We start from the raw sequence: 26,801 nt of genomic DNA, 5'->3' as shown, positions 1-26,801 counted from the left end.
GACACATTTAAGCGTTTAATAAAAAGTCTGATAATTGCAAACGTAATTACTTGCTTCCAACTTTAAATGGCGCAGGTTTTTCTTCTGTCAAGCTGAAATAATATTTAATATGTTCACAAATACGTTGTGAAGTTTCACCATCGCCATAAGGATTGCTCGCTTTAGACATGGATTGATATAATGTCTCATCAGTTAACAAAGATTTTGTTAATTGATAAATATCTTCTTCTTCAACGCCTGCTAACTTTAATGTCCCAGCTTTAACACCTTCAGGACGTTCGGTTGTGTCACGTAGCACAAGCACTGGCTTACCTAACGATGGTGCTTCTTCTTGCACGCCACCCGAATCTGTAAGAATAAAATGACTGCGACTTGCGAAATTATGGAAGTCGATAACATCTAAAGGTTCAATCAATTGAATACGGTCATGATTATTTAAATGTTCTGCAGCAATTTCACGCACTTTTGGATTTTTATGCATCGGGTAGACAACTTCAACATCTTCAAACTCGTCCACGATTCTTCTGATTGCACTGAAGATATTATGCATTGGCTGACCAATATTTTCTCTTCGATGTGCAGTTAATAGAATCACTCTACGCTCACCTGCACTGTCTAAGATATCAGAACGATAATCCGACTTTACCGTCGTCTTTAAAGCGTCAATCGCAGTATTACCTGTGATAACAATTCTATCTTCAGGCTTATTTTCATTACGAAGATTCTGTGCTGCATCATCAGTCGGTGCAAAATGAAGGTCTGCCAATGTGCCTGTCATTTGTCTATTCATTTCTTCTGGGAATGGAGAGTATTTCTGCCAAGTTCTAAGCCCCGCTTCAACATGTCCAATCGCTACTTCATTATAAAAAGCAGCAAGACTTCCAGCAAATGTCGTTGTTGTGTCTCCATGTACAAGAATCATATCAGGGCGCGCTTCTTTGATGACTTCTTCTAATCCTAAGATAACACGGCTTGTCACTTCAGACAGTGTTTGACCTGCCTTCATAATGTTCAAATCATAATCCGGAGTAATTCCAAATATCTCAAGTACTTGATCCAGCATTTCACGATGTTGTGCAGTCACAACAACGATCGGTTCTAATTCTGGATCATTCTTTAAAGCCAATACAAGGGGAGCCATCTTAATTGCTTCTGGTCGTGTACCAAAGATTGTCATTATCTTCTTCATATCAATTCTCCTAATTATTTAGTCCCGAACAATCGATCGCCTGCATCACCCAATCCTGGAACAATGTAGCCATGATCATTGAGTTTTTCATCTAGTCCTGCAATATAAATATCTACATCTGGATGTGCTTTTTGTAATGCTTCTACACCTTCTGGAGCAGCAACGAGACACATAAATCTAATCTTTACAGCACCGCGTTTCTTCAATGAGTTAATTGCTTCTATTGCCGATCCACCTGTTGCAAGCATTGGATCCACTACAATAAAGTCGCGCTCTTCAATGTCCTGTGGCATCTTTGCAAAATATTCTACAGGTTGAAGCGTCTCAGGATCACGATATAGACCAATATGACCGACACGCGCTGCAGGAATCATCTTCAGCACACCTTCAGTCATGCCTAGTCCGGCACGTAATATTGGGACAACTGCAATCTTTTTTCCTGACAGGCGTTTTGCTGTCATATCAGTAACCGGTGTCTTAATCTGTACGTCATCTAGCTCAAGGTCACGTGTTACTTCGTATGCCATTAACATACCAACTTCATCAACAAGCTCACGAAACTCTTTCGTACCCGTTGACTCCTCTCGAATATAACTTAATTTGTGTTGAATAAGGGGATGATCAAATACATGGACTTTCGCCATACTATACCTCTTTCCTAATAATTATTTATATAATGGATATTTTTCTGTTATTGCACGTACACGCGCCTTTGCATTATGCTTCACTGTTTCATCTTCTGTATGAGCGAGCACATCCGCAATAATCGATGCAATATCTTTCATGTCTTCTTCATTAAATCCACGTGTTGTCACAGCCGGTGTCCCGATTCTAATACCACTTGTAACGAATGGACTTTCTTTATCAAATGGAATCGTATTTTTATTTGTAGTAATGCCGACATCGTCAAGTGCACGCTCTGCGACTTTACCCGTAATGTTACAGCTCGTTACATCTATACTCATCAAGTGATTGTCTGTGCCGCCAGAAACAATGCGTAATCCTTTTTCAGTTAAAGCATCCGCTAATGTCTTCGCATTAAGTACCACTTGCTGTTGATATGCTTTAAAGTCTTCTGTCAACGCTTCACCAAATGCGACAGCTTTGGCTGCGATAACATGCATCAATGGTCCGCCTTGAATTCCAGGAAATATCATCTTATCGATCGCTTTTGCATACTCTTCCTTACAAATGATCATACCACCACGAGGTCCACGTAATGTCTTATGTGTCGTCGTCGTAACAAAGTCTGCATGAGGTACTGGATTCGGATGAAGACCAGCAGCTACAAGCCCTGCGATATGTGCCATGTCGACCATCAGTTTTGCACCGACTTCATCTGCAATCGTTTTAAACGCTTCAAAATCAATAGTTCGTGAATATGCTGATGTGCCTGCAACGATAAGTGCAGGTTTATGTTCTCGTGCAAGTTCGCGAACAACATCATAATCAATTCTTTCTGTTTTTTCATCTACACCATAAGCAACAAAATTATAATCTACACCACTAAAGTTCACTGGCGAACCATGCGTGAGGTGACCTCCATGGCTTAAATTCATTCCTAGAACTGTGTCTCCAGGTTTTAAAGCGACACGGTAAACGGCCATATTAGCCTGCGAACCTGAATGCGGTTGTACATTGACATGTTCCGCTCCAAAGAGCTCTTTAATACGATTGCGTGCTAAATCCTCAACGATATCTACAAACTCACACCCACCATAATAACGGCGATGCGGGTAGCCTTCAGCGTATTTATTTGTCAGAACCGATCCCTGTGCTTCCATCACGGCTTTTGATACAAAATTCTCAGACGCAATTAATTCAATATGATGGTCTTGTCTCTCAAATTCTTTCGTGATTGCTTCAAATACTTGATTATCTTGCTGTTTAATTTCTGACATAATACCCTCCTATTTATATTGAGCGCGTGGCCCACCAATTAATTTCGGACGATGTGTTGCTATCGTGACTACTGCCCCGCCCACTTTTTTCGTTGTGGTTCTTACCGGAATCTGTACATGCTTAATATGCATTCCTATAAGCGTCTGACCAATATCAATACCACAGTCTGCCTGGACATGTTCAACTACGACAGGATCCTTAAAGTGACGATAAGCTGCTGCTGACATACTGCCCCCTGCTTGTTTTGCAGGAACAACCGTAACTTCATTTAGCTGATAGTTGAGCATAACTTCTCGTTCCATCGTTAATGCTCGGTTAATATGTTCACATCCTTGGAAACAAAAATCCACACCCGTTCTATTATGAACATCATCAAATATTTCAATAAACTGTGCAGCAACTTCATCAGAACTATGTGTTCCGATTTTTTCACCGATGACCTCAGATGTAGAACAGCCGATTACACATAATTGGCCCTCTTTAAAGAAATCTTTTGCTTCTAGCTCTGTCATCAACTGTTTAAGACTATTCATTGCAAGACTCCAGCGCTGCTAATTTATCAATCCTCTTCTGGTGGCGACCCCCTTCAAATTCAGCGTCCAGCCATGTCTGAACAATTAACAGCATTAGCCCTTCGCCTATCACACGTTGTCCCATTGCTAATATATTAGAGTTGTTATGCTCACGCGTCACTTGCGCTGTAAATACATCGTGCACTAATGCACAGCGAATACCTGGCACTTTATTCGCTGCGATGCTCATTCCAATACCTGTGCCACAAATCAAGATTCCACGGTCACATTCTCCATTCACTACACTCTTAGCAACTGGCTTAGCATAATCAGGATAATCAACAGATGTTTCATCTGGTGGGCCAAAATCAACATATTCAATATTTTGGGACTGTAATAATTCAATGATTTTCTCTTTATACTGAAATCCACCATGATCACTTGCGATTGCAATTTTCAAATAAACAACCTCCCTTAAATCTATATCACTCTATATTATACCGTATTTCATGTATGAGTAAATCAATTATCGGTCGAGCTTTCGAAGCATTTCACGAATATAATAGGAGAGTTCGTTATAAGTATCTAAATACACTGAGAAATCCCCTCCGTAAGGGTCTGATATATCTCCCTTCTCATCCATCGCATACTCTTTTAAAGTATATACATTACTTCCTGGATACATTAACTTAATTTGCATTTTATGACTATTTGTCATCGTCAATATTAAATCCTTTTCACTATCTATAGCATCGAACTGATGACTCTCTGTTACAGGCACCAAGTTTTCCTGCTCAATGATTGATGCTGCATGCTTTGAAATAGGCTGTCCTTCTTGTGCATACAGCCCAGCTGAAGAAAATAAATGGTTAGAATTAAGTGATTTTGCGATACTTTCTGCCATTGGACTACGACAAGTATTCCCTGTACAAACGAATACGATTTCCATATGCCACCTACTTTCTTGTAACTGCTTTATTGATACGATTCATTAACGCATCACTACCATTATAAGACGTAAAGTCAGTAATATATATCTTTTCAATTTCCTCTATATCATCTGCACTGCGCAGCGCATCATATAAATCATACATTGCACCCCCACTATCTTCAAACGTAGCACCAAGTTTAAAGAACCATCCACCATTCACTTTATCCTTTTCACTTAGTGGTGCAATAATCGCTTCATTTGCAGCCAGTTCCAAACTTTCAAATCGCTCCACTAATTCTAATGGGCTGTTCGGCGCATAATGTCGATATTTCATACCTGGAGCAATTGGTTTGTCTCCCTCAATACGTTCATCGCTCATACATCCAGGCACCACCATTTCCAGGTCATTGTGTGTAATCGCTCCTGGCCTTGCAATTCTAAATGGATACTGACTACAATCAACAACCGTGCTTTCTATTCCGACCTCTACTTGTTCGCTTTGAACAATGCCAAATATCTTCCCTTCCATATCATGAATCACGTGTTCTGCTTTTGTAGGTGACGGTTTGCCGCTCGTATTAGCGGACGGTGCAGCGAGCAACAAATCAGTCATCTCGATGAGTTGATGCGCAACCTTATGTGCAGGCATACGTACTGCCACCGTATTTAGTCCCGCAGTAACACTTTCCGCAAGGATACCTTGTTTTACTGGAACGATAAATGATATAGGCCCTGGCCAGAAATAATCCATCAACTTATAAGCCGCCGCATGAATATCATGAGTAAACCATTCAAGCTGTGACAGATGATGAATATGTACAATTAACGGATTATCTTGTGGTCTGCCTTTCGCTTTGAATATCGCTGCTACTGCCTCTCTATTTGTAGCATCAGCTGCTAAACCATATACTGTTTCAGTGGGAATTGCGATTGTTTCTCCTGCTTTGAAACCTGTAATGATTTCCTGTACGTGTGGATATGTGGACAAATCTTCCACATAGTTACACACATCCCAAACATTTGTTCTCACTTCGTTCACTCCTTTATTTAAAGGTCTTTCATGTAAAAATAAAAAGTTATGCACAAAATGTGGATAACTTTTTAGAATTGTGCATAACTTATTAACACCATTTAAACCATAGCACTCGATCATTACCATTAATATCTTTATGTATATTGACGTGTAAATGACTAAAATGTTCGTGAATATAATGTGTGAGTGCATCCGCCTGACGGTGCCCGATTTCAAACGCAATAAAGGCACCTTGATTCATAACTTCCGGGAGACTTTTAATCATACGTTTATAAAGTACAAGCCCTGCATCTTCTGCAAATAGCGCAAGTTCAGGATCAAAGAGCGCGGTCAAGTTCATCTCTGTCACTTCATCTCTACTAATATAAGGGGGATTGGATAGCAGTGCATCTAGCTTTATCCCTCTTTCAATAATAGGTTGAAGTAGATCACCTTCAAAACATGTCACTCGTGCATCTAAGAGCGCAATATTATGCAGCGCTACTTGCAACGCTTTCCGACTAATATCTGAAGCATACATCGTACATCCACTTTCTAGTTGAACCGTTGCTGCAATCGCACCACTTCCAGTTCCTATATCTGCAACAACGTCTGATTGAGATACATGCGCTAAAGCAAGCGCTACAAGCTCTTCTGTTTCAGGTCTAGGAACGAGTACGCGTTCATCCACCATAAATTTGCGGTCATAAAACATCTGAAAACCAGTAATATGAGCAAGCGGCTCATGCCGAACAAGCCGCGCAATCCCCTCTTTATATTGCGCACATTCTTCATCACTCAACTGACGTTCACCTAGCATAATATCTGTTCTCGAGAGAGCAAACAGATCCATCATTAGAAAAGTCGCTCCAATAGCTGGCTCTTGTGCATTAATAAGCGCTACTTCTCCTTCTTTAATAAGATTTCTTAAATTAGAGTACGCCATCATTTAATGCTTCTAACTTAGACGTTTGTTCTGCAATTGTTAATGCATCGATGATTTCTCCTAATTTACCCTCAACAATTTGATCTAATTTTTGAATCGTCAAACCGATACGATGATCAGTTACACGATTTTGAGGATAGTTATATGTTCTAATACGTTCAGAGCGATCACCTGTTCCTACCGCTGATTTACGTTGTTCAGAATACTTCGCTTGTTCTTCTTGTAATTTCGCATCAAATACACGTGTTTTAAGTAATTTCAATGCTTTTTCACGGTTTTTAATTTGAGATTTCTCAGAAGATGTCGCCACAATCCCTGTTGGAATATGCGTAATACGTACTGCTGAGTCAGTCGTATTTACGTGCTGACCGCCAGAACCTGATGAACGGTACGTTTCAATACGTAAATCTTCTTGACGAATCTCAATTTCCACATCTTCTACTTCAGGTAATACAGCAACCGTTGCTGTAGACGTATGTATTCGTCCACCACTTTCAGTTGTTGGAATACGTTGTACACGGTGTGCTCCATTTTCGAATTTCAACTTACTGTATGCACCTTTACCGATGATTGTGAAACTGATTTCTTTAAACCCACCATGATCAGCTTCATTCGTTTCCATCACTTCAATCTTCCAGCCCTGTTCTTCTGAAAATCTTGAATACATACGGAATAAGTCTCCAGCAAAGATATTTGCTTCATCCCCACCAGCTGCACCACGAATCTCCATAACCACGTTTTTGTCATCCATCGGGTCTTTAGGGATTAATAATAGTTTCATCCTTTCTTCTAGTTCAGGAATTTGAGGTTTTAACGTATTGATTTCCTCTTTAATCATTTCTTGCTCATCAGCATCACTGGCTTCACCCATCATTTCTAATGCTTCTTCAAGTTGCTGTTTTACTTCTTTGTATCCTCTATACACTTCAACCGTTTCCTGAAGGTCAGCCTGTTCTTTTGAGTATTCTCTTAATTTATCGGTATCACTTACGATATCTGGATCACTTAATAATTCATTTAATTGTTCGTAACGCTGTTCTACAATTTCTAACTGATCAAACATAACATTCTCCTTTAAATTTTATTTAGGTACAACATGATGTTCCCTACATCTTGGTTCATAACTTTCCTTTGCACCAACAAGTATAATCGGATCATCGAACTTGGCGGGCACACCATCTATTAATCGCTGCGTACGGGAGCTAGGTGCTCCACATACACTGCAAACAGCCTGAAGTTTCGTCACATGTTCGCTAACCGCCATGAGTTCTGGCACCGGCTCAAACGGAACACCCCTAAAGTCCATATCTAGTCCGGCAACAATCACTCTATATCCTTCTTCTGCAAGCTGTGTTGCAACACCTACGATATCATTATCAAAGAACTGCACTTCATCTATCGCTATAATATCATGCGTCTCTTTTACATGTTCTAATATTTCTGATGAATGATGCACATTTACAGCTTCTACTTTATTGCCGTTGTGTGATACAACTTCCAGTTCACTATATCTATCGTCTATAGACGGTTTAAATACAATCACTTTTTGTTTTGCGAAAAGTCCACGTCGCACGCGGCGAATTAACTCTTCACTTTTCCCACTAAACATACTTCCTGTAACACATTCTATCCAACCTGAATGGTAATGCTCATACATTTAAATGCCACCTTTATAAACAATAATCGATTAATTATATCATAAATTGTTTATAAAAAATAAAAAATCCCACAACCAAAACTGGCCATGGGATCATTTGAATTATTGGTTGCTTGATTTGAATCCGAACTTTTTGTTGAAACGTTCCACACGACCATCCGCAGATGCGAATTTTTGACGTCCTGTGTAGAATGGGTGTGAATCAGATGAGATATCTAAACGGATAACTGGATATTCGTTTCCATCTTCCCATGTCATTGTTTCACTTGAAGTACGTGTAGACCCACTTAAGAATTTAAAATCTGTAGTAGCATCTAAGAAAATTACTTTGTGATAATCAGGATGAATTCCTTGTTTCATTATTTTTCAGCTCCTTTGCCCTGAACCATCCGGAACAGAGTTTATTCGTGAATAATTTTCACGTCAATACTTACATATTATATATGGATTGTGTGTAGAATGCAACTATAAATTTATATGATCGGCTTACCAGTCTTCGCACTTTCAACCATACGTTCTCCCAATTGCTTAAAGAAATCTTCATTAGATTCACTTTGTTTTAGGCGTCTTAAGAAACGTTCGGTGAAGTCCGGACTCTCAGTAAACAAATTACGGAGTTGCCATATCATATCAAGCTCATTTTTATCGAGTAACAACTCTTCCTTACGTGTTGAACTGCGTCGAATATCAATCGCTGGATATACACGTTTTTCAGCTAGCTTTCTATCAAGCATCAACTCCATGTTACCAGTTCCTTTAAATTCTTCATAGATCATATCATCCATGCGGCTCCCTGTTTCTACAAGCGCTGTTGATAATATTGTCAAACTTCCCCCAGCTTCGATATTACGCGCCGCGCCGAAGAATGCTTTTGGTTTATGAAGGCTCGCAGGATCAAGACCACCTGACAACGTTCTACCGCTCGGTGGGATAACAAGGTTGTACGCACGCGCAAGACGCGTTATAGAGTCCATAAGAATAATAACATTTTCACCAATCTCAACAAGGCGCTTTGCACGTTCAAGGAGTAACTCAGCAACTTTCACGTGATGTTCAGGAGGCTCGTCAAACGTTGAGTGCACTACTTCGGCAGCTTCAACTGAACGTTCGAGGTCTGTAACTTCTTCAGGACGTTCCCCAATTAATAGTATAAAAAGTTTTGCATCTGGATGGTTAACTGAAATAGCATTCGCAATTTCTTTAAGTAGCGATGTCTTACCTGCTTTAGGTGGCGCTACAATCATTCCACGCTGGCCGAACCCAATAGGTGTAACTAAGTCCATTATACGCGTAGAATAAGCCGTTTTCGTTGTCTCCAGGCGAATGCGCTCATCGGGATAGAGTGGTGTTAACGCCTGGAAATGCGGACGTTTCTTAACCTCTTCAGCGTTTTGGTCATTAACAAAGTCTACCTGCAGCAAACCATAATACTTCTCATTTTCCTTAGGTCTACGCACTTTTCCAGTAACTTTATCCCCTTTTTTTATTTCAAAACGACGAATCTGACTTGCGCTGATATAAATATCCTTTTCACCCTTAGAATAATTGACGGTTCTTAAGAAACCATATCCGTCAGGCTGAATATCATCAAGAATACCTTCCATATAATAATTGCCGTCTTTTTCCATCTGTTTTTCCATAATGGCAAGCACGAGTTCCTTTTTATTAAGTTTACTGTAATTTACAAGACCTAATTCTTTTGCACGTTGTGTTAGAGCTTTCGTTGTCTGATTTTTGTAAAGTTCATGAAAAGATTCATATTGCGGACTTGTTCTAATTTTTTCTGGCATAATGACACCCATTTCTATTAAAAATTGTTTTATATATTTATAAGAATTTATTTAGCGGAATTGAAGGAGTTTATAGGGGCAAACAAATTAATTTTAACACGATTTCTGTTTATCACAAAGAAATATTACTTATTGTTATATAACAACTCATATACAGTAAGGAATGTAAAAACCCGAATATCACAGAAAACGAAAAACTTCTCCTGCAATATTCGGGCTTTACTTGACTTCTGTCATTCTATTATATTCTATCGCTATCTTTAATTACTAATCCCGGTTTCTTCTCTAAGCTGTGTCGTCCTTGAATAAAGCGGACCGTTCCTGATTTCGCACGCATAACAAGTGAGTATGTTTCAGCAAACCCACCTTTAAATTGTACTCCCTTCATCAGTTCACCGTCCGTCACAGCAGTTGCTGCAAAGATTGCATCGTCACCTTTAACCATATCATCAAGCTTCAGTACAGTATTCGGTTCGATACCCATCGCACGACAACGCGCTTCTTGTTCTTCGTCTTCCGGTAATAATATTCCTTGGAAATCCCCGCCTAACGCTTTAATCCCTACAGCAGCGATAACACCTTCTGGCGCACCACCAGAACCGAACAATACATCCACACCTGTAAAGTCAAATGCTGTATTGATTGCGCCAGCTACATCACCGTGTTCGATTAATTTAATACGCGCACCAGCTTCACGAATTTCTTTAATAATATCTTCATGACGCTTACGATTCAATAATGTCGCTGTAACTTCTGAGACATCTTTGCCTTTAGCTTTTGCTACCGCCTGTAAGTTTTCTGTTACTGATTTAGAGATATCAACAACACCTTTACACTCGGGTCCAACCGCAATCTTCTCCATATACATATCAGGAGCATGCAGTAATGTACCACGATCACCTACAGCAAGTACCGTCATCGCATTCCAGCTACCTTCAGCTACTAAAGTAGTACCTTCTAAAGGATCTACCGCAATATCAATCGCCGGCCCTTCTTTTGTTCCTAGCTCTTCCCCGATGTAAAGCATCGGCGCTTCATCCATTTCACCTTCCCCGATTACTACAACTCCGTCCATCGGAATTGTATCAAATACTTCTCGCATTGCCGTTGTTGCTGCATCATCCGCTTCATTCTTAAGGCCCTTACCTACCCATTTCGCACTCTTCAAAGCTGCCGCTTCAGTTACTCTGACTAATTCCATCGATAAACTACGTTCCATCATCATTCTCCTATCACCAATAATTTTCTTAATTAGTATAACATAATTCGTCATTTTACATACTATTAGTTTGTAATTATATACAGGTGATAAGTCCAACAAAAAAAGCGAGGCTTAAGCCTCGCCTTTTTTCGGAATTTCTAATTCCAGATGTTCCTGCGCCCAGGATTCTATAGGATGCATTGCTTCAGACAACGAGATACCTTTGTCAGTTAAAACGTATTTAATAGATAAAGGCGTTGTTGAAATGACTTTCTTCTCTACAAGGCCCCACTCAGATAGTTCTGTAAGTTTCAAACTCAACGCTCTCGGTGTAATGGTTTTTAAATCACGTTTAATATCCGAGAAATGTGCTGCATTATTCTCAGAACGCGATAAATAATTGATTAATAATCCATTCCAACTTCTGCCGAGGATTTTAAACGTCTCTTCTAAATATGGACAAACTTCCATAATATCACCTCTTTATCTCTCGATTATAACACGATATAAAAAATATATCTAGTATAAAAAGTACAATTTTATACCAAGGTATATTTTTTATATCAATAATGTACAATAAAGACGGTCAGCTGACCGTCTTAATCTTCAATAGATTCTCTCCAGATATCCGCGCCTAATTTTTTCAGTTTTTCTACAATACCACTATAGCCTCTATCAATATGGCGAACATTATATACTGTAGTTACACCATCAGCATATAAGCCTGCGATTACAAGGCATGCGCCAGCACGTAAATCACTCGCTGCAACCTCAGCTCCAGAAAGTTTTGATTTTTGTACAGCGGCTGTCCCGTCAGATTCTTTAATATTGCCATTCATTCTCATTAATTCTTCAACATGTTTAAAGCGTGCTGGATATATCGTATCAGTAACAATACTTTGACCATCCGCTCTAAATAATAACGGCGTAAATGGCTGCTGTAGATCCGTAGCAAATCCAGGATACACATTTGTAGTAATCGTTACCGGTTTGTACGTATCTGGTTTCTTAATACGCGCGGAATCTTCACCAATTTCTACGGTAATGCCCATCTCCCTCAACTTAGCAGTTAAAGGCTCCATATGTAGTGGAATGATATTTTCTACAAGTACATCCTCACCCATCATAGCAGCTGCACACATATATGTACCTGCTTCTATTCTATCCGGGATGATCGTATGTGTTGTACCATTAAGCGCTTCAACACCTTCAATTTTCAATGTATCCGTTCCCGCGCCACGAATTTTAGCACCCATATTATTAAGGAGCGTCGCAACATCTACAATTTCAGGCTCTTTTGCAGCATTTTCAATCACTGTTTTACCCTTTGCCATTGAAGCTGCTAGCATAATATTTATTGTAGCACCTACCGATACTACATCCATGAAAATTTTAGCACCCTTCAACTCGTCAGCTTCAAGATACATGCCACCTGCTTGATTCGTAATCTTAGCACCTAGCGCTTCAAATCCTTTAATATGCTGGTCAATAGGACGTGGCCCTAAAGGACATCCACCTGGCAGTCCAATGATGCACTTCTTAAATCTCCCTAACATTGCACCCATCATATAATAAGACGCACGTAAAGACTGTACTTTATGGTTCGGTAAAGGCATATTAATCGCTTCTGAAGGATCAATCGTTAAAGTATCTCCATCTAAATCCGTCTTTATATTTAGATCTTCTAGTAAGCTCATCAATGTAACAACATCTGAAATTTCAGGTAATCCTTCTAATTTCACAATACCATTCGCCATTAATGTAGCTGGAATAAGTGCAACTGCACTATTTTTTGCACCACTTATCTGAACAGAGCCATTTAACGGTTTACCGCCTCTGATTTTAATTACTTCCTGTGACATATTCGGGACTCCTTTAATTGTAATCACAAATTATTTATCTTTAACTTATTTCAATATTTTATATTATTATAAACTAATTTAACATTTCTATGCAAAGCAAAGCCATAGAAATTTAATATAAGATAGATTACAAAGTAAAGTCAAGAAAAAGAGCACTCCGAAATTTCAGAGTGCTCTTTCTATCAACATATATAACTATGCTTTATTAGAAGTTCCAAATTCTTTAATTTTACCAATCACAGTTGCTTTAATTGCTTCACGTGCTGGCCCTAAATATTTACGAGGGTCATATACATCTGGGTCATTGTTTAATGTATCACGAACTGCTTTCGCTGAAGCAATTTGGTTTTCAGTATTTACGTTAATCTTAGCAGTTCCTAACGAAATTGAACGCTCGATATCTTTCGTTGGGATACCAGTACCACCGTGTAATACTAATGGTAAACCAGTAGCATTACCTATTTCTTCCATTTCTTTAAATCCTAAATTCGGTTCACCTTTGTAAGGCCCGTGAACTGAACCTAATGCAGGAGCTAAGCAATCAATACCAGTTTTCTCAACTAATTCCTGACATTCTTTAGCATCAGCATATACAACACCATCAGATACGACGTCGTCTTCCTGACCACCAACACGACCTAATTCTGCTTCAACAGATACACCTTTAGAATGTGCGTATTCTACAACTTTCTTAGTGATTTCAACGTTCTCTTCGAAAGAATGGTGAGAAGCATCGATCATTACTGAAGTGAATCCAGCATCGATTGCTGCTTTACAGTTTTCAAAGCTTGAACCGTGGTCTAAGTGAATTGCCACAGGAACTGTAATCTTCATATCTTCCAGTAAACCTTCAACCATCTTAACTACCGTATAGAAACCACCCATGTATTTTGCTGCACCTTCAGATACACCTAAGATAACTGGTGCGTTCTCTTCTTGTGAAGCCCCTAGAATTGCTTGAGTGAACTCAAGGTTGTTAAGGTTGTATTGACCAACTGCATAACCACCTTCTTTAGCTTTAATTAACATTTCTTTCATTGAAACTAATGGCATGGATAATATCCTCCTTGTGTGCGTTAGGCACTAATTTTATAGATTTAGTATAGCACTATCGTCCTGTGTTTGCATTTATAAAGGTGGCTACTTTGTGTATTTTCGCACAATATTCATAACTTCTTCAATAGTAAACGGTTTCATCAGTATTCCTGATGCGCCACGACTTTTAAGTCCTTTAATTTGTTCGTTTGTCTGGAAGGCAGAGATTAAGTAGATTGGTCTATCAGTATATTTTCTCATTTCTCTCAATGTTTCTTCCCCCGACATTACAGGCATCCGTCGATCTAAAAATATAATGTCATAATCGTTAACTATCACCATTTCAAGTCCCTTTTTACCATGCTCTGCTTCATCAGCTTCTATACCTTGAATAGACAATATTTCTTTAAATAACAATCGAATATTTATTTCGTCATCTACTATGAGTATTTTCATCGGTTATCTCCCAGTATGTTATGATATAGTCAATCATTTCTTGAAAGTAGGTTTAATATGTTCAAAATATTTAATACACAACTCAATGGTATCTTTAAAAAAATAGAAGCGCAAGAAGTAGAAATTGATATTGCAGCACGACTGCTTGCACAAGCTGTTGTCGGTCAAGGAAAAATATATGTTAAAGGATTTGGCGATCTTAAACATTTCGAAGACTTTGCTGTAGAAAGCAAAGAAAGATTATTTGACTCAGAAAAATTTATTACTGAATCGCTAATCGATCATACGGACCGCATTTTAGTGATGAGCGACACGTACGATGAAGATTGTCATGAATTTATTACGATGCTAAAGGAAAAAGATATCGATTTCGTTCTTGTATGTAATAAAGATGAACGTATAGATGTGATGAACTTTATCGATTTAAGTACTCCACGTGCCCTCGTACCAACCGAAAACTTCAGTCGAATTATTACGCCTCATATGATGGCGATGAACTTTATATACTACGGCATTTATAATGTCATGTATGAAATGTTAGTTGAAGAAGAGGAAGCATAGCATAAACGCCCGAACAGTTGTCTGTTCGGGCGTTTCAAATTTGCATTTACCAGCTTCTATTCGGACGCTATCACACCATTTAGAATCTTGTTCAAGACTTATCGCTCACATGATAACCACTCTATTGAATCGCAGCTTCAATGAATCCTTTGAATAATTTCTGAGGTTTCATTGGGCGAGATAAGAATTCTGGGTGGAATTGACATGCCACGAACCATTTATGGTCAGGAATTTCAACGATTTCCACTAAACGTCCATCCGGAGATAAACCTGAGAACACTAATCCTTTTTCTTCTAATCGCTCACGGAATTCATTGTTAAACTCATAACGATGACGGTGGCGTTCATCAACATGCGTTGTACCATAAGCAGCATGTGCTCTTGTTCCTTCTTTTAGTTCACATGGATATAAGCCTAATCTTAATGTTCCACCTAAATCAACAACATCTTTCTGATCAGGCAATAATGCAATAACTGGGTAAGGCGTGTTTGGATCAAGTTCTGATGAATGTGCGTCTTTTAAGCCAACAACATTACGTGCAAACTCAACTGTTGCTAACTGCATCCCTAAACAAATACCTAAGAATGGCACGTTGTTTTCACGTGCGTATTGCGTCGCAAGAATTTTACCTTCAATACCACGTTCACCAAATCCACCCGGTACTAATATACCATCAGCATCTTGTAAACGTTCTTTATAGTTTGTTACATCTAAATCTTCTGAGTTAATCCAATCGATTTCGATGTCTTTTCCAAATTCATATCCCGCATGTTTTAATGCCTCAGCAACTGAAAGATATGCATCCTGAAGCGCCACGTATTTACCTACTAATGCAATTTTAACTTTGCCTTCTAGGTTACGCACAGTGTCCAAAAGTTTATTCCATTCTGTAAGATCTGCTTCTCCACTTGCTTCAAGTCCTAGACGCTCGATTACAAGATCATCCATATGCTGTGCTTGTAATGCTACAGGAATTTGATATAGCGTATCTGCGTCGCGACATTCAATTACTGATTTTTTATCAATGTCACAGAATAACGCAATTTTATCACGTAAATCTTCCGTCATTTCATATTCTGTACGCACAACAATCATATCTGGCTGAATTCCTAATCCACGAAGTTCTTTTACACTATGTTGAGTTGGTTTTGTTTTCATTTCACCAGCTGCTTTAATGTACGGCAGTAAAGTACAGTGAATGTACATTACATTCTCACGACCTAAGTCACTTTTAATCTGTCTGATAGACTCGATAAATGGTAATGACTCAATATCTCCTGTTGTACCACCAATTTCAGTAATGACAACATCAGCTTTCGTAGATTCCCCCGCAAGCAGTAAACGTGACTTAATTTCATTTGTAATATGAGGGATAACCTGAACAGTACCACCTAAATAATCTCCACGACGTTCTTTCTTTAATACATGAGAATACACACGTCCTGCAGTTACGTTAGAATACTGATTTAAATTGATATCGATAAAACGCTCGTAATGCCCTAAATCAAGGTCAGTCTCAGCTCCATCATCTGTTACGAATACTTCTCCATGCTGATAAGGACTCATCGTACCTGGATCAACATTTAAATATGGATCAAATTTCTGAATCGTGACTTTAAGTCCTCTATTCTTTAATAAACGACCTAAACTTGCTGCCGTAATCCCTTTACCTAATGATGAAACAACGCCACCTGTTACAAATATAAATTTTGTCATGTTTACCTCCTGGAAATTAAAATAATAAAAAACGCTCCCATGCACAGTAAGTACATTGGGAGCGTATAGTTTATACGTTCGTCCTTAAATTAAGGAGCCCAAGTAAAATAATAATCATTTTTAAGAAGATTGTCAACTATGATTATTCTTCCTCGTCTTCAAATTCGTCTTCTTCTTCTTCGAATTCTTCATCCGGTTCAACAACAAGACCTGCCTCATCTAATTCATCTTCCACTTCTTCATCTTCAGTGTCAACATTTTCCTCGTCACCATCAGTCGGTAATAGATCAAGTTCATCTTCCACTTCATCCTCACCTAATAAGGCGATCTTCGGTGAATCTTCGTCTTCTTCATCTAAAATATCAAACTTCTGAACAGTTGGTGCAATCTTTTCTTCAATATCGTCCACTGAATACCAGTCACGCAGACCCCACATATATTCACCAGTAGATAAGAATCTACCATCTGTGTTTAAGTCTGTATAGAATTGTACGACACGCGTTTCTACTGCTTCATCAGAATAATTCCCGATGGCTTTAAACTCATCGATTAATTCGTATAAGTTTACTTCTTTACCTTTTTCGCTTAAAGCCATGTAAGCTAAGTCGATAAAAGAATTTTCGTCCATCATTTCTTTAGTATATTCAGAGATTTTCATTATATTCGTCCTTTCAGAACTCTAAAGTGTTTATACTACATCATAACAAATTACTTCCAAAAAGCGCAATAATTATTCAAAATTTCTCTATTAATATTTAATTAACTTCGTTAATACTTGTGTATTTGCTGTATCCATCGCTACAAAGTTATTACTTAAATAAAGCGCGGCATCATCACCTGACACATCGATCTCAATTTTATCTACTGCTTCAAAATTACGACGAAGGAAAGTAGCGATCTGTCTCAATACATTTTGTTTAATAACGTCTACATCTTGCTGTATATTAAACGATACGAGGTGAGCTGTAGTATCTTCAATTGTATATTCAATTTCTCCAACAAACTGACCATCTCTTTCAAGGCGAATAACCTCTTCGTCTTTAATGAGTCGTAGCTTCGAAACATAATCGGCACCTAAATCTAGATAATAGAGACGCTCTTTTCCGATTGGCCCTTCAGGATTCGTCGCTAAATGAAGAAAACCGGCACGTTCATATAGATTCCATGCAGCCTGATTCTCTGCATCAACTACTAGGAAGAGTTGATCGAAATCCGGAAATACACTTTGTACAAATTCAGGAATATTCATCATAATTTCAGTGCCATAGCCATGACCTTGCAACTTATTGTTGATTGATAAGCTACGGACATATACTGCATTAATCGGCGTATCATATCCTTCATGTTGATAATGCTGATGCAACACAAAGAACCCTACAACCTCTTCGTCACGATTAAGCACAACACACGGTCTACGATCCGGATCCATCAACCCTTCATCTAATACCTCTTTCGGTAAAGAAGAATAAATCATTTGACGCTCTGTTAATTCGAACTGGTCTAATGCCTCACGATAGTCTTCTTTATACTGTACAATTTTAATTTTAGAACCTAAGAATTCCATTATCTCTTTGCCTCCGTACATTGCAATTTATTTTGTTAAATATATTTTACCCATTTTTTAAATATTAGAACATGAAAGTTTATTTTTTGACTGCTAAGCATCACCTTATATGATAAGATAAAATAAAAAATGTGAGGTTTATGATGAAAATAGGAATCGATGCAGGTGGTACCTTAATCAAAATTGCTATCCTTGAAAACGATACATTTACATATAAAAAAGAACAATCTACAGACATTGAACGCGTTGCAGCATGGCTTAACACTATGCCAGATGCACAAGTAGCTCTAACAGGCGGAAAAGCCACTTATTTAAATAGTCTTATTTCACATGATGCATTTCAATCAATTGAGTTTGATGCGACATTTAAAGGGATTCAATCCTTTTTAGATGAAAATAATATGTATCTCGATAAATTTGTATTCAGCAATGTAGGCACAGGAACTTCCATCCACTTTGTTGATGAGAATAAACAAATTCGTGCAGGCGGAACAGGTGCAGGTGGAGGTATGATGATGGGACTCTCATACTTACTGACTGGGAAAGAAGATTTTGCAGATATCGTTACAACAGCTAGAGCTGGTAATCGCGATATTATCGATCTTAAAGTAAAACATATTTATAAAGGTGATAAAACACCCATTCCAGGCGATCTTACAGCCGCTAACTTCGGGAACGTACTTCACAACAAAGACACCGAAAGCTTTACAGATGCAGATAAGATTGCTTCTGTCCTCGGAATCGTTGGAGAAACAGTGACGACAGTATCTATCCATGCAGCTAGAGAATTTGGAGCAGAATATGTTGTTTACATCGGTTCTAGTTTTCTGGACAACAAATTATTGCAGGATATCGTCGTAAATTATACTAAATTACGTAACTTCAAACCTTACTTTATCGAAAACGGAGAATATTCAGGTGCTGTGGGCACACTTAGGTTGATGGATGAAAAATAACGTAAAGGCTTAGCCTTTACGTTATTTTTTAAGCACCTTTATTAAACTTACAAGCATCGGCAGCAATGTCGCACTAATTACCGATGCTGCAAATATACTACTTTTTCTAGTCTTCATGAACTTCACCTTTTAAACGTTGTTCAAATTGTTTTGCTTTTTGATCGATGAATGCTTCGTCATCACCATACCATATACAAATAAAGCGTGACGGGAAAGCATTTTTATCTCTATAATCTCCATCATAATATGCTAATGGGAATAAGTTACCACTCTTTACTTCGTTTAAAATTGTTTCATAGAATGCTGCATTATCACCATCAGAGTAATAGGCAAGGAACTTTTTATAGTCCCCTTTTAGTACATCATCCAGTAACAATAATGAACTTGATCCATTTTGTCTGAAGTTTAAATCAATTGCAAACAGATTATCATCTTTATCTACTAATATATCAAATCCTGCAATCCCTTTATAGCCCGCATCGACACCATTCTTCATAATCTTTCTACCGGCTTCAATTACAGATTCAGGTACATTCCTATCTGTTGTATTACCTCTGTATTTACCGTATTTTTCTACCATCTGAAGCGATGCACCCAAAAATGTGATGCCCTTCTCTTCGCTATACGCATATTGTACGCAGTAATTTTTAATAGGTTCAACAAATTGTTCGATAATCAACTGCTCGGTACCACTTGCCGCCTGCACGCGTTTTATCGAACTTTCCACATCATCTTCTGTATAACATAGCATCACACCATATCCACCTGCTGTCGGATGTTCGTCACCCGGCTTAATAACAAAAGGAAGCGTCCATTCACGTACACGTGTTTGGAAATCATCAATTTTTACAATTTCGCGTTTTGGAAGATACTCTCCACCCGTCCATTTATGGATGAGTGATTTGTTGTTTAAATCTAGAAATATGTCTCGTGGTACAACATAATCATCATTGTCCACAATATCAGTCTCGTGCGCATATTGGAAGAATATCTTTCCTGTCTCGGCATATTCTTTTAAAGCCTTTTCATACTCTTCACGTGTTTCATACGTGATATATGTTTTGGGCATCGCTACTCCCGCTGCGCCAAATAATTCACATGTCTTCTCAGTTACCGTTGCTTTATGAACAATAACAGGCATCTCTGCAATGATTAATTCTCTGGCACTTAATAAATTCGACTGATGTTCTTCAGGCTGTAGCCACGGATTAAAACCATAGCTTGGTCGTGATGTGTAAAGCACATTATCACCATACAGATCACGCATCGTAAGTGAAATATTTAATTTATTGGTGGTCATAGACTTTCCCCTTCAACACTGTATGTAAATTTTTTATCGCTTTTAATTCATCCGGATTATCAATGAGTTCTAATGCCATCGTCGCCATTATTTTAGCACCTTGAATCAGTGCATGATCTCCATGTGCACTACCAGCAGCATCTTTAAATTCAACAGTATGCCCTACTAGGCTTGAAGGCCCAATTTTTATATGCGGATGAATTGTTGGGATAACATGACTCACATTCCCTGTATCTGTTGATCCAAAACCAAAATCATCATGTAATATTACCTCATTGTGCTTTTTAGCATGACGTTCAAATAGATCATCTAACAAATCATTACGAATAAATTCATTTACTCCATTTTGAATGTGATTCAGCTTATACTCTGCACCCGCAGTAAGTGCAGCACCTTCAGCAACACGTTCAACTTTGCCGGTTAACACATCTAGTTCCTTGCGACTCATTGCGCGCGTGTAGAATCTTGCCTTCGTGTAATCCGGGATAATATTCGCGCTCTTGCCGCCATCCAATATTACACCATGTACTTTATCAGATTTTCGAATATGCTGACGAAGCTGCGCAATCCCGTTAAAGAAACTGATCATTGCGTCCAGTGCGTTAATCCCATTATGAGCATTCTCAGAAGCATGTGCGGTCTTACCGAAGAACTCGACTTCAAATACATCTACAGCAAGTGTAGGCACCGTACGATATGACTCGTGTCCTGGATGTATCATCAAAGCAACATCGCACTCAGAGAATAATCCAGCTTTAACATACGACGCCTTTGCACTACCATTCACACCACCCTCTTCAGCTGGTGTACCAAATACTTTAATCGTACCACCGTGCGTTTCAACATATTCTTTAATGCTCACGCCTGCAAGCACACTTGATGTTCCGATAATATTATGTCCGCATGCATGACCAAGTCCAGGCAGAGCATCGTATTCCGCTAAGAATGCAATCGTCGGTCCTTCATGTTCACTTTCAAATGTCGCAATGAATCCTGTCTCGTGGCCTGCGATATCACGCTCAATTGTGAATCCTTCGTTATATAAAGTCTTGATGAGTAAACTAGACGCAAAATACTCTTCGTTTCCAAGTTCCGGGCGTTCGTGAATCTGGTGGCTTATTTTAATAAATTCCTCTTTATTATATTCAATATAGTTAAGTACATTTTGTTCATTCATCGTCATTACCCCTTAATTAAATTCAATTAAGTCCACTTAATAAAAAAGACACCCTCAGATAAGGATGTCTATACGTCTTATCTGTCAGCATAAGCTGCAGGAATTAGCACCTTACATATTGCAGGTTGCTGGACATCAGCGGGCCTGTCCCTCCGTCCGTCTCGATAAGTGTTTAATTGTTATCAATTATATTAGAGCTTTAAAGCATGATTGTCAATAAGATAACTTATTTTTCAGATATTATCCGAATATCTGTACTTCGTTCGATCCGTTCCAGTTCATCGCTTTAACTTCAATTACAGTCAAGAAGATGTCCCGCGCCTTTTTATACGAAGAGAAATCAAAAGGATAAATTCTTGCAAGTTCCCATTTGAACGCACTATAACGATCTCTCTCACTTGAAAATGTTCGAAAATAATCTCTTAACTTAATGCGTTTCAATAATTCTTCATCTGCCTCTTTATACACAAAAAGATGAAATTGATGATCCTTTGTAGCATATACTTTATAACATACTTCTTTACAGATTAAATGATATCCAAGTTCAGCTAACTTTAGTTCTTCAATATCATGCTTCACCTCTACAGCAATATCTATCGTCGCACGTGCGTCCATACCTGGTACCGCAGTAGACCCAATATGATGAATCGCACTAATATTTTTTAACTTCTGAAGCACTCTTTTCTTTTCGCCTATATAAAGGTGCTGCCATATACTATCGTAAGGTACTATCATCACTTGTTTCATCCTTTCCCCTCCTTCTTTAGATACATTTTAAAATATTATACTTCTTTGCACACAAATTCACAAACTATTATATTGAGTAAATAATAAATTCATGATATTATTAATCCCGAGTTATCTGATAAGAATAATAATATTAGGAGTGTACCGATGAGTTTACCTTTTATGGACATCTTTAAAGCATGGGCATCAGATTATGATGATGCTGTAACAGGACAAAATCCCGAATATAAAGATGTATTCTCAAACTATGATTTTATGATAGAAGAAGCAACAAAACACGCAGGAAAACGCGTAACAGAATTTGGTCCTGGAACTGGGAATTTAACAAACATGTTATTACAGCGCGGATTGGACGTACAGGCTGTAGAACCAAGTATTGATATGACAAAGTTAGGTGAGGCTAAGACAGGTATTACGTTCGAACGTGGCGATTTCCTGAACTTCAATGCTAGAGAAAAAGATACATTTATTTCTTCTTTTGCTTTTCACCACCTTACAGATAAAGAAAAGAAAGAAGCGATTGCCCTTTATAAGCCGCTTCTCTCCGAAGATGGAAACATCATTATATTGGACACAATGTTCAATTCCTTAGATGAAAAAGAACAGATTAAATCACATTATGACGCACGAGGTTACCATAATCTTGTCGAAGATCTGGAAAGAGAATATTATCCATTAAAGGAGACAATGGAAGAGATTGCCAACGACTTGGGATTTGATTATCAATCCACTCAGATGAATCGTTTCGCTCATCTTCAAATATTAACTAAAAAAAAAGTAAAAACTCCTGCTGATTTAATCGGTAATACACCGCTAGTGGAACTTAAGCATTTTCCACTGAATAAAGGAAACCGTCTATTTGCAAAACTTGAGTTCTATAATCTGGGCGGCTCTGTAAAAGACAGACTGGGTGTCAACATTTTAGAACAGGCTTTACTTCGTGGTGATATTCAAAACGGTACAGTTGTTGAAGCTACAGCTGGTAATACAGGAATTGGTCTTGCACTCATCTGTCAACAGTATGGATTAAAGCTACATGTCTATGTTCCCGAGAAATTCAGCATCGAAAAACAAAGCATCATGCATGCATTAGGGGCTGAAATCGTAAATACCCCTACAGAAAAAGGAATGCTCTTCGCACGCGAAGAAGCGCTGAAATTCGCTCAAGAAACCGGTGCATTCTATACAAATCAATTTGAATCAGCAGATAATCCTTCAAGCTACGATAAACTGGCAAAGGAGATAAAAAGAGATGCTGGGAAGGTTGATGCAATCGTTGCTGGTGCAGGCAGTGGAGGAACATTTACAGGTCTTGCAAAGCACTTCAAAGAAAGTCATCGCGTTATCGTAGAGCCTGAAGGTTCGATATTAAATGGTGGAGAATCTGGTAGTCACCGCACAGAAGGCATCGGCGTTGAAAAATGGCCCGTGTTCTTAGATAAAGATTTAATCGATGCCGTTGAAACAATTTCTGATATCGATGCCTTTACACGTGTCTCAGAACTTGCCCAAAAAGAAGGTCTTCTTGTCGGTTCTTCAAGCGGAGCCGCGCTACATGCCGCACTTAAAACCCAAGAAAATATGACTGATAGCAATATCGTCGTAATATTCCCTGATGCAGCTGAGCGATACTTATCACAACAAATATTTGATATTAAAGGAGAATAGATTATGCAAAAGAAAACAATGATGATTCATGGTGGAAATACAATAGATGAATACACTGGAGCTGTAAACCCTCCAATTTACCAAACAAGTACCTACAAACAAGATGGCATCGGGAATATGCGTCAAGGCTATGAATATTCTCGTTCAGCAAATCCAACACGTACAGCATTAGAATCATTAATCAGTGACTTGGAATCAGGTGATGCTGGCTTTGCATTTGGTTCAGGTATGGCTGCAATATCTTCTGTAATCATGTTACTCAATGCTGGCGATCATATCGTTGTTGGTAGCGATGTATACGGCGGAACTTATCGCGTCTTCACAAAAGTCTTCGAACGCATCGGTATTAAATCAACATTCGTTGACACAACCGATATCGAAGCAGTTGAAGCGGCAATCAATGAGAATACTAAGATGCTTTATATCGAAACTCCTACCAATCCATTACTTAATGTAACGGATATTCGCAAAATGGTTGAAATCTCTAAAGCACATAACTTAATTTCTGTTGTAGACAATACATTTATGACACCTTACTTCCAGAATCCACTTGAACTTGGTGCAGATATTGTACTTCATTCAGCAACGAAATATATCGGCGGACATAGCGATGTTGTAGCCGGACTGGTTGTAACACGCACACCTGAGCTTTCTGAATCAGTTGGCTTTATACAGAATTCCGTAGGTGGTATACTTGGACCTCAAGATAGTTTCTTACTTGTGCGCGGTATTAAGACACTTGCAATTCGAATGGAACAAACAGAACACTCAACATTAAAAATCATCGAATTCCTCCAAAAACAAAGTGCCGTAACAAATATCTTCCATCCTGTCTTGCTTGATGAACAAGATAAGAAAATTCACGAATCACAAAGCAAAGGTTACGGTGGAATGGTATCATTTGATGTAGGATCTAAAGAAAATGCCGAAAACTTAGTAAAAGCAACGAAATATTTCACTTTAGCAGAATCTTTGGGTGCAGTAGAAAGTTTAATTTCTGTCCCGAGCCAGATGACTCATGCTTCGATCCCTAGAGAACGTCGCCTTGAACTTGGTATTACAGACGGTTTAGTTCGAATCTCTGTGGGTATTGAGGATAGTGAAGACTTAATTGCAGACTTAGAACAAGCATTTAAACAATTAAATTAGGAGTGACGCTTATGACTAAAAAAATGAACGTTGAAAGTTTCAACTTAGACCACACGATCGTCGATGCACCATTCGTACGATTAGCGGGTATCAAAGAAGGTATCAATGGTGATGTAATTCATAAATATGATATTCGTTTCAAACAACCAAATAAAGAACACATGGAGATGCCTGCACTCCATTCATTAGAACATTTAATGGCTGAAAACATCCGTAATCATACAGATAAAGTAGTAGACATCTCTCCTATGGGATGTCAGACTGGCTTCTACGTTTCACTTATCAATCACGATAACTATGAAGATGTGTTAGCAATATTAGAAAACACTTTGAATGATGTATTAGCAGCTGATGAAGTCCCTGCTTGTAATGAAGTGCAATGTGGCTGGGCAGCGAGTCATTCTTTAGAAGGTGCAAAAGCAATCGCACAGGAAATGCTATCTAAAAAAGACAGATGGCATGTAATTTATCAGCCTGGAAAAGAACCACAAGCATAATTAATTGATATATCAATAAGTGGCACACATGAAACTTCATGTGTGCCACTTATTTTTAAAATCTTATTAAATTTGTAGCTGCATATACATCATCATATTCATTTAAAACATTAAGCTGTTCATCTACAATATCCAAGTGATATGGACCAGTTGCTTCATTAATCTTCTCTATCTTATCAAGCGACACATCATCATGCTTCTTAAAATTAAAAGTAACACTATAGTCCGTCTTCTCACCAGTACCGTATACAAGTTCTCCTAAAACCTTCTCTGTTCCATTACCTTCAAATAAAAACTTCAACTCATTTGGTAACGTAAATCTAAAGCGATAGTGGGGAGTATTATGCGTTAAATAATCATATAATATTCGATCAATTTTATAATCTAATCTAAATGAAATACCATGTTCATTATGCATTGCCACTAAATTCTTTATCATAAAATGAGGCATCATAAACGCTTTATCTGCTACATCAGCTGATACAGCTCCAGGTTTAACTAGCTCAACATTCTTACTTTGTTTCTTATCCATACTATCACCTTGATTCTTCGTTAAAAAATAATAGAGCGCACCACTTGCTGCAGCAAAGATAGCAGCACCAATTGTTTGTTTATATTTCATATGTATTAGCTCCTTTATACTTTTTATTCTTATACCCCATTTCGCTTAGGTAATGCATAAATACAATAAATTACACCGTCACACAAATATTATTTTGCGTTAAATTAATTTTCCCTCAATAAATAATGGAGATGATAATATGTTTACAGAGAAGGAACGTATAAATTTAATACTCTTATATGAACTTGAAGATGCAATTGAATTATATGCTAAATATAATAATCAAGCTTATAAGCATCTGAATGAATATAAAAATATCAATAAACAACTTCTAGAAAAACTATCACTAGCAATCAGTTATATCGAAAGACAAGTTGTTCAATAATAAAAGGAGTAGGTATCTGAGATAC

Annotated in this window: 30 protein-coding genes, 1 pseudogene and 1 riboswitch; of the genes and pseudogenes, 7 read left to right on the top strand and 24 right to left on the bottom strand. The window is 38.2% G+C overall.

The annotated features are described in order from the left end of the window. Window positions 1–46 precede the first annotated feature (46 nt). The 17 genes from wecB to ACZ2V4_RS07220 form a co-directional block, all read right to left on the bottom strand. Complete coding sequence (wecB, locus tag ACZ2V4_RS07300) at window positions 47–1,189, bottom strand: non-hydrolyzing UDP-N-acetylglucosamine 2-epimerase (RefSeq protein ID WP_283722188.1); 1,143 nt, start codon at window positions 1,187–1,189, stop codon at window positions 47–49. Window positions 1,190–1,203: 14 nt separating this feature from the next. Next, window positions 1,204–1,833, bottom strand: coding sequence for a uracil phosphoribosyltransferase (gene upp / locus ACZ2V4_RS07295; RefSeq protein WP_490514672.1), 630 nt, complete (start codon window positions 1,831–1,833; stop codon window positions 1,204–1,206). 21 nt (window positions 1,834–1,854) lie between these two features. Next, window positions 1,855–3,090, bottom strand: coding sequence for a serine hydroxymethyltransferase (glyA, locus tag ACZ2V4_RS07290; RefSeq protein WP_283722189.1), 1,236 nt, complete (start codon window positions 3,088–3,090; stop codon window positions 1,855–1,857). Window positions 3,091–3,099: 9 nt separating this feature from the next. Continuing rightward, window positions 3,100–3,624, bottom strand: coding sequence for a TIGR01440 family protein (locus tag ACZ2V4_RS07285; RefSeq protein WP_219493190.1), 525 nt, complete (start codon window positions 3,622–3,624; stop codon window positions 3,100–3,102). Further along, window positions 3,617–4,063 (bottom strand): ribose 5-phosphate isomerase B, encoded by a 447-nt coding sequence (gene rpiB / locus ACZ2V4_RS07280; protein ID WP_283722190.1) that lies wholly within the window; start codon window positions 4,061–4,063, stop codon window positions 3,617–3,619. The genes ACZ2V4_RS07285 and rpiB overlap by 8 nt, the downstream gene beginning before the upstream one ends. A gap of 66 nt (window positions 4,064–4,129) precedes the next feature. After that, window positions 4,130–4,552 carry a low molecular weight protein arginine phosphatase gene (locus ACZ2V4_RS07275; RefSeq protein ID WP_219493193.1) on the bottom strand — a complete coding sequence of 141 codons (423 nt, stop codon included), beginning with the start codon at window positions 4,550–4,552 and terminating at the stop codon, window positions 4,130–4,132. 7 nt (window positions 4,553–4,559) lie between these two features. Then, the gene (locus ACZ2V4_RS07270; RefSeq protein WP_219493195.1) at window positions 4,560–5,564 is read right to left on the bottom strand and encodes an L-threonylcarbamoyladenylate synthase; all 1,005 of its coding nucleotides are present in this window, start codon (window positions 5,562–5,564) and stop codon (window positions 4,560–4,562) included. A 91-nt stretch (window positions 5,565–5,655) separates the two neighbouring features. Beyond that, on the bottom strand, window positions 5,656–6,495 hold the full coding sequence (prmC, locus tag ACZ2V4_RS07265) for a peptide chain release factor N(5)-glutamine methyltransferase (protein WP_420493987.1): 840 nt from the start codon (window positions 6,493–6,495) through the stop codon (window positions 5,656–5,658). Beyond that, window positions 6,479–7,555: a peptide chain release factor 1 gene (gene prfA, locus ACZ2V4_RS07260; protein ID WP_086039246.1), complete on the bottom strand. Its 1,077-nt coding sequence runs from the start codon at window positions 7,553–7,555 to the stop codon at window positions 6,479–6,481. Before prfA ends, prmC begins: the two co-directional genes overlap by 17 nt. 18 nt (window positions 7,556–7,573) lie before the next feature. Then, entirely contained in the window at window positions 7,574–8,149 is a 576-nt protein-coding gene (locus ACZ2V4_RS07255; RefSeq protein WP_099482257.1) for a thymidine kinase, read from the bottom strand. Window positions 8,150–8,251: 102 nt separating this feature from the next. Then, the gene (locus ACZ2V4_RS07250; protein ID WP_419895141.1) at window positions 8,252–8,509 is read right to left on the bottom strand and encodes a type B 50S ribosomal protein L31; all 258 of its coding nucleotides are present in this window, start codon (window positions 8,507–8,509) and stop codon (window positions 8,252–8,254) included. 113 nt (window positions 8,510–8,622) lie between these two features. After that, complete coding sequence (gene rho / locus ACZ2V4_RS07245; RefSeq protein WP_219493200.1) at window positions 8,623–9,939, bottom strand: transcription termination factor Rho; 1,317 nt, start codon at window positions 9,937–9,939, stop codon at window positions 8,623–8,625. A gap of 241 nt (window positions 9,940–10,180) precedes the next feature. Beyond that, a complete protein-coding gene (glpX, locus tag ACZ2V4_RS07240) occupies window positions 10,181–11,158 on the bottom strand; it encodes a class II fructose-bisphosphatase (protein ID WP_219493201.1) in 978 nt (325 codons plus the stop codon). A gap of 114 nt (window positions 11,159–11,272) precedes the next feature. Further along, window positions 11,273–11,611, bottom strand: coding sequence for a winged helix-turn-helix transcriptional regulator (locus tag ACZ2V4_RS07235; protein ID WP_219493203.1), 339 nt, complete (start codon window positions 11,609–11,611; stop codon window positions 11,273–11,275). Window positions 11,612–11,739: 128 nt separating this feature from the next. Beyond that, window positions 11,740–13,002: a UDP-N-acetylglucosamine 1-carboxyvinyltransferase gene (gene murA, locus ACZ2V4_RS07230; RefSeq protein WP_490514671.1), complete on the bottom strand. Its 1,263-nt coding sequence runs from the start codon at window positions 13,000–13,002 to the stop codon at window positions 11,740–11,742. Between the two features lie 195 nt (window positions 13,003–13,197). Next, on the bottom strand, window positions 13,198–14,055 hold the full coding sequence (gene fdaB / locus ACZ2V4_RS07225) for a class IIb fructose-bisphosphate aldolase FdaB (protein ID WP_283722194.1): 858 nt from the start codon (window positions 14,053–14,055) through the stop codon (window positions 13,198–13,200). Between the two features lie 87 nt (window positions 14,056–14,142). After that, window positions 14,143–14,493: a response regulator gene (locus ACZ2V4_RS07220; RefSeq protein WP_283722195.1), complete on the bottom strand. Its 351-nt coding sequence runs from the start codon at window positions 14,491–14,493 to the stop codon at window positions 14,143–14,145. Between the two features lie 57 nt (window positions 14,494–14,550). Here ACZ2V4_RS07220 and ACZ2V4_RS07215 point away from each other — a divergent pair, with 57 nt between their 5' ends. Then, a complete protein-coding gene (locus ACZ2V4_RS07215) occupies window positions 14,551–15,054 on the top strand; it encodes a DUF2529 domain-containing protein (protein WP_283722196.1) in 504 nt (167 codons plus the stop codon). A 121-nt stretch (window positions 15,055–15,175) separates the two neighbouring features. On the opposite strand, the gene pyrG is transcribed toward ACZ2V4_RS07215, so the two are convergent. From pyrG to ACZ2V4_RS07200, 3 genes are all read right to left on the bottom strand, one after another. Continuing rightward, window positions 15,176–16,771, bottom strand: coding sequence for a CTP synthase (pyrG, locus tag ACZ2V4_RS07210; RefSeq protein ID WP_219493208.1), 1,596 nt, complete (start codon window positions 16,769–16,771; stop codon window positions 15,176–15,178). A gap of 142 nt (window positions 16,772–16,913) precedes the next feature. After that, a complete protein-coding gene (gene rpoE / locus ACZ2V4_RS07205) occupies window positions 16,914–17,429 on the bottom strand; it encodes a DNA-directed RNA polymerase subunit delta (protein ID WP_219493209.1) in 516 nt (171 codons plus the stop codon). Between the two features lie 90 nt (window positions 17,430–17,519). Further along, window positions 17,520–18,335 (bottom strand): GNAT family N-acetyltransferase, encoded by an 816-nt coding sequence (locus ACZ2V4_RS07200; RefSeq protein WP_120785887.1) that lies wholly within the window; start codon window positions 18,333–18,335, stop codon window positions 17,520–17,522. A gap of 143 nt (window positions 18,336–18,478) precedes the next feature. Between ACZ2V4_RS07200 and coaW the strand changes: the two genes are divergently transcribed. Beyond that, complete coding sequence (gene coaW, locus ACZ2V4_RS07195) at window positions 18,479–19,291, top strand: type II pantothenate kinase (protein WP_219493210.1); 813 nt, start codon at window positions 18,479–18,481, stop codon at window positions 19,289–19,291. Window positions 19,292–19,397: 106 nt separating this feature from the next. On the opposite strand, the gene ldmS is transcribed toward coaW, so the two are convergent. The 3 genes from ldmS to ACZ2V4_RS07180 form a co-directional block, all read right to left on the bottom strand. Beyond that, entirely contained in the window at window positions 19,398–20,591 is a 1,194-nt protein-coding gene (gene ldmS / locus ACZ2V4_RS07190; RefSeq protein WP_490514670.1) for an L-aspartate--L-methionine ligase LdmS, read from the bottom strand. Beyond that, window positions 20,578–21,774, bottom strand: coding sequence for a M20 family metallopeptidase (locus ACZ2V4_RS07185; protein ID WP_120785884.1), 1,197 nt, complete (start codon window positions 21,772–21,774; stop codon window positions 20,578–20,580). The genes ldmS and ACZ2V4_RS07185 overlap by 14 nt, the downstream gene beginning before the upstream one ends. Window positions 21,775–21,842: 68 nt before the next feature. Next, window positions 21,843–21,939: riboswitch (SAM riboswitch) on the bottom strand. 69 nt (window positions 21,940–22,008) lie between these two features. Further along, window positions 22,009–22,515, bottom strand: coding sequence for a GrpB family protein (locus tag ACZ2V4_RS07180; protein WP_283722200.1), 507 nt, complete (start codon window positions 22,513–22,515; stop codon window positions 22,009–22,011). Window positions 22,516–22,662: 147 nt separating this feature from the next. Here ACZ2V4_RS07180 and ACZ2V4_RS07175 point away from each other — a divergent pair. The 4 genes and pseudogenes from ACZ2V4_RS07175 to ACZ2V4_RS07160 all read left to right on the top strand — a co-directional run. Further along, window positions 22,663–23,067, top strand: a pseudogene (locus tag ACZ2V4_RS07175) (class I SAM-dependent methyltransferase); the annotation flags it as partial. A 183-nt stretch (window positions 23,068–23,250) separates the two neighbouring features. Continuing rightward, window positions 23,251–24,183: a PLP-dependent cysteine synthase family protein gene (locus ACZ2V4_RS07170; RefSeq protein ID WP_241427522.1), complete on the top strand. Its 933-nt coding sequence runs from the start codon at window positions 23,251–23,253 to the stop codon at window positions 24,181–24,183. A gap of 3 nt (window positions 24,184–24,186) precedes the next feature. Next, entirely contained in the window at window positions 24,187–25,332 is a 1,146-nt protein-coding gene (locus tag ACZ2V4_RS07165) for a bifunctional cystathionine gamma-lyase/homocysteine desulfhydrase (protein WP_219493218.1), read from the top strand. An 11-nt stretch (window positions 25,333–25,343) separates the two neighbouring features. Then, window positions 25,344–25,829 (top strand): S-ribosylhomocysteine lyase, encoded by a 486-nt coding sequence (locus ACZ2V4_RS07160; protein ID WP_120785880.1) that lies wholly within the window; start codon window positions 25,344–25,346, stop codon window positions 25,827–25,829. Window positions 25,830–25,884: 55 nt separating this feature from the next. Here the strand turns inward: ACZ2V4_RS07160 and ACZ2V4_RS07155 are convergent, their stop codons facing one another. Continuing rightward, window positions 25,885–26,451 (bottom strand): hypothetical protein, encoded by a 567-nt coding sequence (locus ACZ2V4_RS07155; RefSeq protein WP_490514669.1) that lies wholly within the window; start codon window positions 26,449–26,451, stop codon window positions 25,885–25,887. A gap of 139 nt (window positions 26,452–26,590) precedes the next feature. Here ACZ2V4_RS07155 and ACZ2V4_RS07150 point away from each other — a divergent pair, with 139 nt between their 5' ends. Then, the gene (locus ACZ2V4_RS07150) at window positions 26,591–26,776 is read left to right on the top strand and encodes a hypothetical protein (protein WP_490514668.1); all 186 of its coding nucleotides are present in this window, start codon (window positions 26,591–26,593) and stop codon (window positions 26,774–26,776) included. Window positions 26,777–26,801: the final 25 nt, after the last annotated feature.

This window comes from Macrococcus sp. CoH-51_TC_04 (assembly GCF_058188655.1).
The sequence above is the reverse complement of the archived record's forward strand: the minus strand, read 5'-3'. Positions and strand labels throughout refer to the sequence as shown.